This window comes from Rhodococcus sp. Leaf247 (assembly GCF_001426185.1).
Classification (GTDB): Bacteria; Actinomycetota; Actinomycetes; order Mycobacteriales; family Mycobacteriaceae; genus Rhodococcoides.
This window is the reverse complement of the sequence record NZ_LMRP01000001.1, coordinates 896,623-909,540: the sequence shown is the minus strand read 5'-3', so window position 1 is coordinate 909,540 and position 12,918 is coordinate 896,623. Positions and strand designations below refer to the sequence as shown.

At 68.0% G+C, this 12,918-nt stretch carries 14 protein-coding genes; 9 read left to right on the top strand and 5 right to left on the bottom strand.

Annotated features, from left to right (window positions below; all coding sequences use genetic code 11):
- Positions 1–7 precede the first annotated feature (7 nt).
- A complete protein-coding gene (locus ASG64_RS04265) occupies positions 8–1,129 on the bottom strand; it encodes a citrate synthase 2 (RefSeq protein ID WP_042575887.1) in 1,122 nt (373 codons plus the stop codon).
- Positions 1,130–1,270: 141 nt separating this feature from the next.
- On the opposite strand from ASG64_RS04265, the gene pdxH reads away from it, so the two are divergent.
- Together pdxH and ASG64_RS04255 are read left to right on the top strand one after the other, a co-directional pair.
- Positions 1,271–1,882 (top strand): pyridoxamine 5'-phosphate oxidase, encoded by a 612-nt coding sequence (pdxH, locus tag ASG64_RS04260; RefSeq protein WP_056072666.1) that lies wholly within the window; start codon positions 1,271–1,273, stop codon positions 1,880–1,882.
- On the top strand, positions 1,879–3,141 hold the full coding sequence (locus ASG64_RS04255) for an MFS transporter (RefSeq protein ID WP_056070303.1): 1,263 nt from the start codon (positions 1,879–1,881) through the stop codon (positions 3,139–3,141). Before pdxH ends, ASG64_RS04255 begins: the two co-directional genes overlap by 4 nt.
- Here ASG64_RS04255 and ASG64_RS04250 read toward each other — a convergent pair.
- The gene (locus ASG64_RS04250) at positions 3,132–4,049 is read right to left on the bottom strand and encodes an NAD-dependent epimerase/dehydratase family protein (protein WP_056070299.1); all 918 of its coding nucleotides are present in this window, start codon (positions 4,047–4,049) and stop codon (positions 3,132–3,134) included. The two genes, ASG64_RS04255 and ASG64_RS04250, sit on opposite strands and share 10 nt — an antisense overlap.
- 98 nt (positions 4,050–4,147) lie before the next feature.
- Here ASG64_RS04250 and ASG64_RS04245 point away from each other — a divergent pair, with 98 nt between their 5' ends.
- Complete coding sequence (locus tag ASG64_RS04245; RefSeq protein ID WP_056070296.1) at positions 4,148–4,846, top strand: TetR/AcrR family transcriptional regulator; 699 nt, start codon at positions 4,148–4,150, stop codon at positions 4,844–4,846.
- Here the strand turns inward: ASG64_RS04245 and ASG64_RS04240 are convergent.
- Positions 4,833–5,579 (bottom strand): CPBP family intramembrane glutamic endopeptidase, encoded by a 747-nt coding sequence (locus tag ASG64_RS04240; protein WP_231568758.1) that lies wholly within the window; start codon positions 5,577–5,579, stop codon positions 4,833–4,835. The genes ASG64_RS04245 and ASG64_RS04240 overlap by 14 nt on opposite strands.
- Positions 5,580–5,632: 53 nt before the next feature.
- On the opposite strand from ASG64_RS04240, the gene ASG64_RS04235 reads away from it, so the two are divergent.
- The 3 genes from ASG64_RS04235 to ASG64_RS04225 are packed head-to-tail and all read left to right on the top strand — an operon-like array spanning position 5,633 to position 8,842.
- Complete coding sequence (locus tag ASG64_RS04235; RefSeq protein ID WP_056070294.1) at positions 5,633–6,559, top strand: aldose 1-epimerase family protein; 927 nt, start codon at positions 5,633–5,635, stop codon at positions 6,557–6,559.
- Complete coding sequence (locus ASG64_RS04230; RefSeq protein WP_056072663.1) at positions 6,556–7,482, top strand: carbohydrate kinase family protein; 927 nt, start codon at positions 6,556–6,558, stop codon at positions 7,480–7,482. The genes ASG64_RS04235 and ASG64_RS04230 overlap by 4 nt, the downstream gene beginning before the upstream one ends.
- A gap of 52 nt (positions 7,483–7,534) precedes the next feature.
- The gene (locus ASG64_RS04225; protein WP_082043216.1) at positions 7,535–8,842 is read left to right on the top strand and encodes a citrate synthase; all 1,308 of its coding nucleotides are present in this window, start codon (positions 7,535–7,537) and stop codon (positions 8,840–8,842) included.
- Positions 8,843–8,879: 37 nt separating this feature from the next.
- On the opposite strand, the gene ASG64_RS04220 is transcribed toward ASG64_RS04225, so the two are convergent.
- Positions 8,880–9,677 carry a carbon-nitrogen hydrolase family protein gene (locus ASG64_RS04220; RefSeq protein ID WP_056070291.1) on the bottom strand — a complete coding sequence of 266 codons (798 nt, stop codon included), beginning with the start codon at positions 9,675–9,677 and terminating at the stop codon, positions 8,880–8,882.
- A 52-nt stretch (positions 9,678–9,729) separates the two neighbouring features.
- Between ASG64_RS04220 and ASG64_RS04215 the strand changes: the two genes are divergently transcribed.
- Positions 9,730–10,371, top strand: a complete 642-nt coding sequence (locus tag ASG64_RS04215) for a GntR family transcriptional regulator (RefSeq protein ID WP_056070287.1) — start codon at positions 9,730–9,732, stop codon at positions 10,369–10,371.
- Here ASG64_RS04215 and ASG64_RS04210 read toward each other — a convergent pair.
- Entirely contained in the window at positions 10,343–11,698 is a 1,356-nt protein-coding gene (locus ASG64_RS04210; RefSeq protein ID WP_056070284.1) for an MFS transporter, read from the bottom strand. The two genes, ASG64_RS04215 and ASG64_RS04210, sit on opposite strands and share 29 nt — an antisense overlap.
- A 101-nt stretch (positions 11,699–11,799) precedes the next feature.
- Between ASG64_RS04210 and ASG64_RS04205 the strand changes: the two genes are divergently transcribed.
- Both ASG64_RS04205 and ASG64_RS04200 read left to right on the top strand, forming a co-directional pair.
- On the top strand, positions 11,800–12,492 hold the full coding sequence (locus ASG64_RS04205; protein ID WP_056070279.1) for a DUF2848 domain-containing protein: 693 nt from the start codon (positions 11,800–11,802) through the stop codon (positions 12,490–12,492).
- Positions 12,493–12,561: 69 nt separating this feature from the next.
- Positions 12,562–12,918, top strand: coding sequence for an FKBP-type peptidyl-prolyl cis-trans isomerase (locus ASG64_RS04200; RefSeq protein ID WP_042575896.1), 357 nt, complete (start codon positions 12,562–12,564; stop codon positions 12,916–12,918).

Below are 12,918 nucleotides of genomic sequence, written 5' to 3'. Positions count from 1 at the left end.
ACCTACCTCACGCGATGGTGTTCCACCCCTCCACGCTCTCGGGGGAGCGGGGGTCGGGGCCGGTGTAGATGGCGGCGGGGCGTACGAGCTTGCCGAGGCGCTTCTGTTCGAGGATGTGGGCGCACCAGCCGGCGGTGCGGCCGCAGGTGAACATGGCGGGCATCATGTGCGCGGGTACTTCGGCGAAGTCGAGGATGACGGCGGCCCAGAATTCGACGTTGGTCTCGATGGCGCGGTCGGGGCGGCGTTCGCGGAGTTCGGTCAGTGCGGCCTGTTCGAGGGCGGCGGCGACCTCGAAGCGCGGTGCGTTCAGGCGCTGGGCGGTGGCGCGCAGGACGCGGGCGCGGGGGTCCTCGGCGCGGTAGACGCGGTGCCCGAAGCCCATGAGCTTCTCTTTGCGGTCGAGGATGCCCTTGACCAGTGCCCGTGCGTCACCGGACTTCTCGACCGCCTCGATCATGGGGAGGACGCGGGCGGGGGCGCCGCCGTGGAGCGGGCCGGACATGGCGCCGATGGCTCCGGAGAGGGCTGCGGCGACGTCGGCTCCGGTGGAGGCGATGACGCGGGCGGTGAAGGTCGAGGCGTTCATGCCGTGCTCGGCGGCGGAGACCCAGTAGGCGTCGATGGCCTCGGTGTGGGCCGGGTCCGGGTCGCCCTTCCATCGGGTCATGAATCGTTCTGTGACAGTGGAGCACTGGTCGATCCGCGCCTGGGGGACGGCCGGTTGGTAGATCCCTCGCGCGGACTGGGCGACGTAGGACAGTGCCATGACGGAGGCGCGGGCGAGGTGCTCGCGGGCGGTGTCGTCGTCGATGTCGAGGAGTGGCTCGTACCCCCAGATCGGGGCGAGCATCGCGAGTCCGGCTTGGACGTCGACGCGGACGTCGCCGGTGTGGATGGGGAGGGGGAACGGCTCGGCCGGGGGTAGTCCGGGGCCGAAGCGTCCGTCGACGAGCAGCGCCCACACGTTGCCGAAGGTGACGCCCTTGCCGACGAGGTCCTCGATGTCGACGCCGCGGTAGCGCAGGGCGCCGCCGTCCTTGTCGGGTTCGGCGATGTCGGTGGTGAACGCGACAACCCCTTCGAGCCCGGCGACGAAGCCCTCCGGTACGACGGTGTTCTGGGCCATCTGATCCCTCGTTCCCTGTGTCCGCGCGGTCCTCGTCCATGGCCGGACCGGCATGTCATCGCACCATAGTGGGTACGGGTGGCACCCGGAAAACTCGGGAGTAGCGTCTGCGCGGTGACCGAGAACATCGACCTGGCGGATATGCGGGTGGCGTATGGCGGGGACGACGATCTCGAGGAGAGCGACCTCGCCGGCGGCTGGCTCGCGCTCGCCCGCGTGTGGTTGCAGCAGGCGATCGACGCGCGTCTGCCGGAACCGAATGCCCTCACGCTCGGCACCGTCGACGCGCAGGGCCGACCGGCCACTCGAACGGTGCTCTGCAAGGAGATCTCGACCGACGGCGTCGTCTTCTTCACCAACTACGGCTCGGCGAAAGCCCGCCACCTCGAGTCGACGCCCTTTGCGTCCGCGACGTTCCCGTGGATCGGTATCCAGCGTCAACTCACGGTGCGCGGACCGGTCACGCGGGTGAGCGCCGACGAGACGGCTGCTTACTGGGCCACCCGTCCGCGGGGGTCGCAGCTCGGTGCGTGGGCGTCGCAGCAGTCGAAACCCATCGGATCGCGCCAGGATCTCGAACGGCAACTTGCCGACGTGACGGACAGGTTCGAGAACAAAGACGTGCCGGTGCCTCCGAACTGGGGCGGCCTCCGCATCGCACCCGAGTCCGTCGAGTTCTGGCAGGGCCGGAACAACCGTCTGCACAACAGGCTGGTGGTCACGGCGTCCGGCGTCGAACGTCTGCAACCGTGAAACTCCTCGCCGACACCACTCCTCTCCAGAACCCCGATTATCGACGCCTGTGGGCGTCGGGCGTCGTCACGGTCATCGGTGCCCAGCTCTCGGTCGTCGCTGTGCCGCAACAGATCTTCCAGATCACGTCGAGTTCGGCGTACGTGGGACTCGCGGGTGCTTTCGCGTTGGTTCCTCTCGTCGTGTTCGGGCTGTGGGGCGGGGCGTTGGCCGACGTGATGGATCGGCGCACCCTGCTGATGATCACCACGGTGGGGATCGGCGCGACGTCGTTCATGCTGTGGCTGCAGGCGCACCTCGGGCTGAACAACGTGTGGATCGTGTTGGTGCTGCTCGCCGTGCAGCAGGGCTTCTTCGCGGTGAATCAGCCGACGCGCAGCGCTATCATTCCGCGCCTGATTCCGGTGCGGCAGTTGCCCGCTGCGAATTCGCTGAACATGACGGTGTTCAACTTCGGTGCCATCGCGGGCCCGATGCTCGCCGGCGCCTTGATTCCCGCTTTCGGTCTGCCGACGCTGTATCTGCTCGACACCATCGCGCTGTCGGTCACGCTGTGGGCAGTCGCGCGACTGCCGAAGATCCCGCCGACGGGGGAGTCGCGACGCGCGGGTCTGCGCGAGGTCTTCCAAGGGTTCGCCTACCTGGCGACGCAGAAGGTGTTGCTGGCCTCGTTCGTCGTCGACATCATCGCGATGGTGTTCGGGATGCCGCGCGCCCTGTTCCCGGAGGTGGCCACCGAGACGTTCGGTGACCCGGCCGAGGGTGGACTGGTGCTCGGTCTGCTGTTCGCGTCGCTGTCGGCGGGCGCGGTGCTGGGCGGAGTGTTCTCGGGGTGGTTGCCGCGGGTGCGGCGACAGGGTGTCGCGGTGATCGCGTGCATCGTGGTGTGGGGCGGCGCGATGATCGGGTTCGGTATCTCCGTGGCGCTCGCGACCGTCGGCCAGCGGGGGTGGGCGCTGTACATGGCGTTGGGCTTCCTGGCGATCGGCGGCGGCGCCGACATGATCTCCGCCGCGTTCCGGAGTTCGATGCTGCAATCCGTCGCCACCGACGACATGCGTGGCAGGTTGCAGGGCGTCTTCATCGTGGTGGTCGCCGGCGGCCCGCGCGTCGGCGACGTCCTGCACGGCGCCGCCGCGTTCATGGTGGGCACCGCGGCGGCAGCAGCGGGCGGTGGCGTGCTGGTGATCGTCGGGGTGATGATCGCAGCCCTCGCAATCCCGGCGTTCGTGAAATACCACGTCACCGCTCAGACCTGAGCGGTGCGGCGGCACACTTCCGCCCAGGGCGTGGGCTCGATACCCAGCATCTGCTGTGACCGGGTCGAGTCGAGGACGTAAGGCGCGGTGCGCTGGTAGGACAGCTGGTTCAGCTCCCGCAGCATCGGTACGGCGAGACCCGCAGCCCGCGTGATCAGCCGGGGTACGACGCGTACGGGCACCGGGGGTCTGCCCACGGCCGCGAGTGTGTCGGTGATCGCTTGTCGCAGTGTCACAGCGGGATTGGTCGGCGCGTGCCACACCTGTCCCCACGATTCGGGGGTGTCGACGGCGGCGATCAGCGCTCGCGCTTCGTCGAGGACGTCGGTGAACGAGTGCGGCACGTCGGCCGCATCGATCGCCCAGACGGCCTTGCCGTCCAGTGCAGCGGGGAGGAGACGCGTGACGTGGCCGTTCGCGCCCACTCCCGTTCCCACGTAGTCCGAACCGCGTACCTCGACTGCCCGCAGAGTTCCGGCGCGGTGTGCGTCGGCGAGGTCGCGCCACATCTGCGCCCGCAGCATTCCCTTGTGGTCGGTGGCCGCGTCGGGCATTCCCTCGCGCATGACACCGTCGGCGACGGGCCCGTACGGGTACAGCGTGCCGGTGACCGCGAGGACGGCGCCTGTCCGCTCGGCGGCGGTGCGCAGCGACCGCGCCAGCGGCGGCCACACCTGATGCCACTGTGTGTAGTCGCTGGGGTTCGCGCAGTTGTACAGGGCACGGGCCCCTTCGGTGAGCGCGCTGAGAGCGTCGGCGTCGGAAGCATCCGCGGCGGCGGCCGTGACACCCGGGACGGCGGTGCCGCGGCGGGAGACGAGGACGACCTCGGAGCCGCGGTCGGCGAGGAGGCGGGCGACGTGGGTACCGACGGGGCCGGCCCCGACGACGACGTGACGATCGGACATGGGAAACACCTTCCGTAGTGGAGAGCACCGCTCTCGCCTTAACTATGAGAGCACCGCTCTCGAAAGTCAAGAGCGGTGCTCTCGGTTACTGTGAAGGCATGCCCACGCCCCGCGAGACCGCACGCACGGAGACGATGGCCGCGATCCTGAGCGCCGCACGGACACAGCTCGCCGAGGTCGGTCCCGCGTCGCTGTCGCTGCGGGCGGTGGCTCGGGAGATCGGCATGGTGTCCTCGGCCGTCTACCGCTACGTGGCGAGCCGGGACGACCTGCTCACCGCGTTGATCGTGCAGTGCTACGACGAGGTCGGCGCCGCTCTCGAAGACGCGGATCCGCGGGGCGGGAAGCCTCTCGACCGCTGGGTGGCGGTATGTGACGCGCTGCGGTCCTGGGCCGCGGCGCACCCCCACGAATACGCGCTGCTGTACGGCTCACCCGTGCCCGGCTACCGCGCTCCGCGGACCACGGTGGTTCCCGCGACCCGGCCTACCCTCGTGCTGGTGAGCATCGTCGTCGATGCTTACCGATCCGAGCCGCCGACGGCCATCGAGCCCGGCCTTTACTCGCCGGCGCGCGACTTCGTCGTGCAGCACTTCCGGGAGACCCGCGGGGAGGACGTGAGTGGCGTGATGACGGACGACCTGGTGGCCCGCACCTTGTCCGCGTGGATCACCGTGTTCGGCGCCGTGTCGTTCGAGCGCTTCGGCCACCTGGTCGGCGTCACCGCGGACACCGGCGCGTTCTACGCCGACATCGTGCGGGATCTGGCGGCGTCGCTCGGTCTCAGTGAAAGGTGAGGTGCCACACCGCGAGTGCGGCCAGCGCGCCGGCGCCGTTGAGCGCCCAGTGCAGCCCGATGGGGGCGATGATGCTGCCGCCACGATGGCGTAGCCAGGTGAAGACGAAGCCGGCCAGGGTGGTCCCGGCGACGGCGCCGCACACCCCGATGATCTGACCGAAGAGGCCGGTTCCCAGCACGGCGGAGAAGCCGTCGTTGCCCACCGTCAGGCCGAGTGACGACGCCACGTGCCACAGGCCGAAGAGCAGCGAACCGATGACGGCGACCGCACGAATGCCGAAGCGCCGCGACAATTTCGCGTGCAGGACGCCGCGGAACGCGAGCTCCTCGGGAACGACCGTCTGGAGCGGAATGATGACCAGGGCCGCGAACAGTGTGGCGCCGACGTTGACGCCGTACCGCTCGTTGAGGAAGGCGCTCTGCGTCAGCGGTATCGACGCGGCGATGGCGACGACGAGAAGCGTGATGCCCGCCGCGGCGGCGCCGTGACGGGCTCCGCGTCCGACGTTGCTCAGTCCCAGGTCGCTCCACTGGAGGCCGCGCGCACGGGCGAAGGCGAGCAGCAGCAGGGCGCCGACCGGCACCGCGGCGACCGCGATGGGGGTCGGCGCGAAGTGCGCGGTCAGGTTGAATACCACCAGGGCCGCGACGACAACGACGATGTCGACGAGGGTCCTGTCGACCCAGCGGCGGGGTGCCACCGGTTCGGTGGCGACGGCGACTGTGGACACCCGATCCACCGTACAGAGAACGACGCGACATACCGGGGCGGTAGCGTGCTGACATGGTCGACGACGCGCCATCCGCCCTGTCCCACTCTCTGCGCCACGGTGCGTACCGCGCCGACGTCGCCGCCACCGGTGCGGGTCTGCGTGCCCTCGAGCACGCCGGCCGGCGACTCACCGAGACGTGGGAGGCGGGCGTCAAACCCCCGTTGTCGGCGGGGCTGGTTCTCGCACCATGGCCGAACCGCACCCGCGACGGCAGATTCACCTTCGACGGCGAGACGCATCAGCTCGAGATCACCGAGCCTGCCAGGAACAACGCGAGCCACGGACTGGTCCGTCGGCGCGAATGGGACGTCGCCGAGCGGTCCGACTCGTCGATCACCCACACCATCGACATCGGCGGCGAACAGGGATGGCCGTTCGCGCTCCGTCTGACCGCGCGTCACAGCCTCGGTGACGACGGATTGACCGTCACCCACACGGCCACGAACATCGGCGACCGCACCGCGCCGTTCGGTATGGGCGTCCACTCCTTCGTCCGCGCGGGCGACGCTCCTCTCGACGAGTGCACGCTGCGACTCTCGGCGGGTGTGCGCTTGCCGCTCGACTCGGAACGCAACCTGCCCAGCGGCGGCCCCGTGCCCGTCAAGGGCACGGACCTCGACTTCGCCGAGGCGCGGAGCTTGTCCGGGGTGTGGCTCGACACTCCCTTCAGCGCGCTCGTGCCCGACGCGGACGGCATCGCGCGGCAGTATCTGACGCCGCCGGACAGCGCGGCCACCGTGCTGTGGACCGATGCGAACTTCCCGTGGGTGCAGGTCTTCACGGCCGACCCCGACCACGATCAGGCGTACCCGGACCGCGGCCGGGCGCTCGCGATCGAACCCATGACGTGCCCGCCCGACGCGCTCAATTCCGGTGTGGGACTGATCGTTCTGCAGCCGGGCGAGACGTGGACCGGACAGTGGGGGATCAGCGCATGAGCATCCTCGTGTGCGGTGAGGCGCTCGTCGACCTGGTGCCGGACCGGGCCGGTGGCGGGCCTACCCTGACACCCAAGCTGGGCGGCGGCCCGTTCAACGTCGCGGTAGCGCTCGGTCGGCTGGGCGCGGACGTGCAGTTCCTCTCGCGTATCTCCCGCGACCCGTTCGGCCGCGACCTCGTGGCGTGGCTCGAGGCGTCGAACGTCGGGCTCGATCATCTCCAGCGTGGACCGGAGCTCACCACGCTCGCCCTGACGGTGCTCGACGCGAACGGCGCCGCGGAGTACTCCTTCTATGCCGACGGCACCGCGGACCGACTCGTCCAGGAGCCCGCCGACATTCCCGATTCGATCACCGCGGCCTCGTTCGGCACGCTGTCCCTGCTGTACGAGCCGGGGGCGAGTGTCTACGCGTCGATCCTCGCCCGCGTGCACGAGGCCGGGGTCCTGACGATGCTCGATCCGAACATCCGTCCGGCGGCGATGACCGACGCCGACAGGTACCGCGCCCGGTTCCGGTCGTGGCTTCCGTCCGTCGACATCCTCAAGGTCTCGGTCGAGGACGCGGGGTGGTTGGGCGAGGGTGTAGGCGGATCGACCGTCGACGACTGGCTCGCCGCGGGCGTGACCGCCGTCGTCGTCACGCGGGGTGGTGACGGTCTGTCCGTCGTCACGGCGGACGGCGAGACGACGGTTCAGGGAGTCTCCGTCGATGTTGCCGACACGATCGGTGCAGGTGACACGGTGCACGGCGCGATCCTGCACCACCTGACGGAGCAGGGCGTGCGGTCGTCCGGAGACGTCCGTGGACTCGCCGGCGAGCAGTGGACTGCGGCTCTGACGTTCGCCGCGCGGGCAGCCGCCATCACCGTGTCGCGGCCCGGTGCGGACCCTCCCTGGGCGGACGAGGTCGGCGACGACTAGTTTTATCGAGACACCACAAGTTCCGTTACACCGAGCTCGAGAGGGACCATTCGTGCCCGCTGAGAATGCCGACAACGCCGCTACCGCCAAGCTGATCTATCCCGGTGGCGAACACGATATGACCATCGCGAAAGCGACCGAGGGCAACGACGGTATCGAGCTGGGCAAACTGCTCGCGAACACCGGGTACACCACGCTCGACGGCGGGTTCGTCAACACGGCCTCCACCAAGTCGGCGATCACGTACATCGACGGTGCCGAGGGGATCCTGCGCTACCGCGGATACCCCATCGACCAGCTTGCCGAGAAGTCGTCGTTCATCGAGGTCAGCTACCTGCTGATCTACGGGGAGTTGCCCACCTCGGTCGAACTGGAGAACTTCACCGACCGCATCCGTCGGCACACTCTGCTGCACGAGGACCTCAAGCGCTTCTTCGACGGCTTCCCGCGCAACGCGCACCCCATGCCCGTCGTGTCGTCCGCAGTCAACGCGCTGTCGGCGTACTACCAGGATTCTCTGGACCCGAACGATCCCGAGCAGGTCGAGCTCTCGACGATCCGTCTGCTGGCCAAGCTGCCGACCATCGCGGCCTACGCCTACAAGAAGTCGGTCGGACAGCCGTTCCTGTACCCGGACAACTCGAAGAGCTACGTCGAGAACTTCCTGCGCATGACGTTCGGTTTCCCGGCCGAGCCGTACGAGGCCGACCCGGAGATGATCAAGGCTCTCGACATGCTGCTCATCCTGCATGCGGACCACGAGCAGAACTGCTCGACCTCGACGGTGCGCCTGGTCGGCTCGTCGAACGCCAACCTGTTCACGTCCATCTCCGGCGGCATCAACGCACTGTGGGGCCCGCTGCACGGCGGCGCCAACCAGGCTGTGCTCGAGATGCTCTACCGCATCCAGAGCGAGGGCGGCGACAGCGCCGACTTCCTCAAGCGGGTCAAGAACAAGGAGGACGGTGTCAAGCTCATGGGCTTCGGACACCGCGTCTACAAGAACTACGACCCGCGTGCAGCGATCGTCCGCAAGACGGCGCACTCGATCCTCGAGAAGCTCGGCACCAACGACGAGCTGCTCGACATCGCGATGAAGCTCGAAGAGGTCGCGCTGTCCGACGACTACTTCGTCGAGCGCAAGCTGTACCCGAACGTCGACTTCTACACGGGCCTGATCTACCGCGCCATGGGCTTCCCGGAGCGCATGTTCACCGTGCTGTTCGCACTCGGCCGTCTGCCCGGCTGGATCGCGCACTGGCAGGAGATGCACCAGGACCCGAACGCCAAGATCGGTCGCCCCCGTCAGATCTACACCGGCTACACCGAGCGCGGCTACGAGGGCATCGACGGCCGCTGATCGGTCGTTTCCCGCACCACACGGACGGCGCGGTGCGTCAGAACTTCCGGTTCTCCAAGACCGGCAGGTTCTGACGCACCGCGCCGATCTCGTCCGTGTCGACGTCGATCGTGAGCATTCCGGGCGCCGAGTTCAGCTGGTCCAGCACGTGTCCGGTGGGGGAGACCACCATCGAGTTGCCGACGCCGACGGGCGCCGATCCGGTGATCTCGATTCCTGATTCCGCCGGGTCCGCCTGACCGCAGGCAGCGATGAACGTGGTGGAGTCGAGCGCCCGTGCGCGGGCGAGCAGTGTCCACTGGTCCACCTTGCCGGGGCCGCGACCCCAGGACGCCGGCACCACCGTCAGGAGAGCTCCGCGGTCGGCGAGTGTCTGGAACAAGCCGGGGAAGCGGATGTCGTAGCAGGTGGCGAATCCGACTCCCACGCCGTCGATGTCCGTCACGACGGGATCGGAACCCGGTGCGACGGTGTCGGATTCGGCGAAACCGAACGCGTCGAACAGGTGGATCTTGTCGTACGAGGTGTCGACGCCGCCGCCGGTGATCAGCAGCGTGTTGCGCACCCTCTCGTCGCCTCCGACGGCGGGAGTGAACATTCCGGCGACGACGGTGATGCCGGCGTCGTCGGCGATGCCGCGCACCGCGGTCGCCCAGGGGCCGTCGAGGGGCTCGGCGACATCGACGATGGAGCCGCCGAAGCGGCGCATGGTGGCTTCGGGAAGGACGCACAGTCGGGCGCCCGCGTCCACGGCGTCATGGACGGAGGAGCGGACCAGGTCGATGTTCTCCTGCGGATCGCGGGAGGCGGTGATCTGGGCGAGGCTGATTCTCATGCGTGACTCCTGACGATGACGTGCGGAACGGGAGAACTGGTATACACACAGTATGCAAGAGCAGTCCGGTCGTGAACGCGCCTACGGCTATCTCCGTGACCGCGTTCTGTCCGAACCGGCGTTCACGGGGACGTTCCTGAACGAGGGCGAGTTGGCGTCGCAGATCGGAGTGTCGCGCACTCCGGTCCGGGAAGCGTTGCTGCTGTTGGTATCCGAGGGTCTGGTCGAGATGGTGCGGGGCCGCGGGGCGTACGTGCCGCCGATGTCCGGACGGCAGATCGGCGAACTGATGGACCTTCGCGGCGTTCTCGAACGGCATGCCGCCGAGCGCGCGATCACCGCCGACAACGTCCCGATCGAGACGATGACGTCCATGTTGGAGCAGCAGGAAGCTCTGGCGACGGGAGCAGCGGAGGACCATGCCCGGTCCTTCATCGACCTGGACGGCACGTTCCATCAGGAACTCATCGACTCGGCCGGGAGCGAGCTGCTGTCCCGGACGTACGCGGGACTGCGAGCACGACAGTTGCGCGCAGGATTGTCGGCCCTGTTCGGGGCGCCCGACCGCAAGCGCCAGGTGTGCACCGAGCACCGCGCGATCGTCGATGCCTTGGCGTCGGGGGATCCGGCGCGTGCCGCGGCGGAGATCGATGCACACCTCGACGTCACGATGCGGATTCTGCTGCGTGGCTGAGGTTGTTGCGCACGTACTCCTCTTCCTCGGCGGGGTCCGGGCCGCGGCCCAGGATCAGTCCGACGATCGTCAGCACTCCCATCGCCATGATGTAGACGAACACGGGCACCCAGCTGTCGATCCGGTCGAGAAGGAACGTGAACACCAACGGAGCGATCGCGCCACCGAAGACACCGGCGATCGTGTACGCCAGGGAACTTCCCGTCGACCGCAGGCGCAGCGAGAACTGCTCGGTGACGAATGCGGCTTGCGGCCCGTACATGAACGAGTGGAACGTCAGCCCGACGACGATGCCGACGACCAGCATGGCGAACGAACTGCCGCCGATGAGGATGAAGAAAATGGCGACCCAGGCCACCCCGCCGATGGCGGCGACCCCGTAGACCAACCGACGATTCACGATGTCCGACACGGCGCCGGCCAGGGGGATCGTGAGAAGTTGGAACGCCGAACCGATCAGCACGGCGGCGAGGACTTCGCTGCGGACGAACCCGAGTTTCTGCACGCCGTAGGTGATGGAGAAGACGGTGAACAGCGCGTACATGACGTCGGGGGCGATCCGGGAGAGGATCGCGGCGATCAGCGGACGTGACTGCTCACGGAACACTTCGGTGATCGGTGCTTCGGCACGGTCGCCGCTCTCCTGGAGGGCTTTGAAGACCGGGGTGTCCTCCAGCTTCAGGCGGATCCAGAGACCGAATCCGACGAGGACGGCCGACAGCAAGAACGCCACGCGCCATCCCCACGACTCGAACTGATCCTCGGTGAGAAAGAACGTGAGGGCGGCCAGCGCGCCGTTGGCCATCAGGTTGCCTGCCGGCGGGCCGATCTGGGCTGCGGACGACCAGAATCCTCGCCTGCGCGGATTGCCGTACTCGCTCGACAGCAGCACCGCGCCGCCCCATTCGCCGCCGACGGCGATGCCCTGGGCGAATCGGAGGGCGACCAGGATGATGGGAGCCGCGACGCCGATGGTCGCGTAGCCGGGGAGCAGGCCGATGAGGAACGTCGTGATGCCGATCAGCAGCAACGTGATCACGAGCAGCTGTTTGCGGCCGATGACGTCGCCGAGACGTCCGAAGACGAATCCGCCGATGGGTCGGGCGACGTATCCGACCGCGTACGTGGAGAACGCGAGGAGCGTTCCCGTCAGCGGGTCGCTCTGGGGAAAGAAGATGATCGGGAAGATCAACGCGGCCGACGCGGAGTAGACGGCGAAGTCGTACCACTCGAGCGCCGTGCCGGTCAGGCTGGCAGCGAAAGCCTTGGTCAGCGCCGTCCGATCGGGACGGATCACCTGCCCGCTCTCGTGTGTCGTGCCGTCCATGAGGTGTCCTTTCGGGTGTCGTGGTTCATATACTTGCTGTATACAAGACGTATGCGCAACCCCTCGGGCGCAACGAAACGTAGTGGTGACAGGAGCGAAACATGACGACACTGACCTTCGAACTTCCCGACGGCTCATCCGAATCGGTGACTGTGACTACCCTGCTCAATGCCGGCTATGCCGGGCGTGATCAGGCAGAAGTCGCCTCCCACATCGCCGAACTCGCCGAGCTCGGCGTTCCGGCCCCCACCGCCACACCCGCGATGTATCCCGTCTCGCCCTACCTCGCGCAACAGACCTCGCACGTGGACGTCCAGCACGGGCGCACGTCCGGGGAGGCCGAGTGGGCATTGGTGATCACCGGACCCGGGCGTGACGACGTGCTGCTGACCGCCGCGTGCGATCACACAGACCGTGAGCTCGAGGTGCACAGCGTCGCGTGGAGCAAGAACGCGTCGCCGGACGTGCTGGGCTCCACGGCCTGGCGACTCGCGGACGTCCGCGATCGTCTCGACGACATCACGCTGCGGGCGTGGGTGGGGGAGTCGGACGCGACGACGCTGATCCAGGACGGTTCTCTGGCGGACCTGCTGACCCCCGACCACTGGCTCGACGTCCTGGAGGAGCGTGGGTTGTTCTCCCCCGGAACGGTGCTTCTGTCCGGAACCGTGTCGATGATCGCGGGAGTGGATCAGTTCGCCGGAGCGTGGAAGGTCGAGATGCACGATCCCGCCACCGACACCCGGTCGACCTGCGCCTATCGGGTCGCGGAGATGCCGTCCCCGATCGGGTGAGCACCCTCACGGTAGAATCGGCAGGTACTGATCAACGTTGTTCGGTATCAATCGACTACAGGAGTTCTTGTGACCAAGCCCGAGATCGAGTTCCAGGCCGGCCCCCCTCCCACAGACCTCGTGGTCGAGGACATCACGATCGGTGACGGCGAAGAGGCTGTTCCCGGCGGTACCGTCGAGGTTCACTACGTCGGCGTCGAATTCGACACGGGCGAGGAGTTCGACTCGTCGTGGAACCGCGGGGAGTCCATCACCTTCCCGCTGCGCGGCCTGATCCAGGGCTGGCAGGACGGCATCCCCGGCATGAAGGTGGGCGGCCGTCGTCAGCTCACCATCCCGCCCGAGCTGGCCTACGGCCCCGCGGGCGCCGGCCATCGACTGTCCGGCAAGACCCTCGTGTTCGTGATCGACCTGCTCAACGCCTGA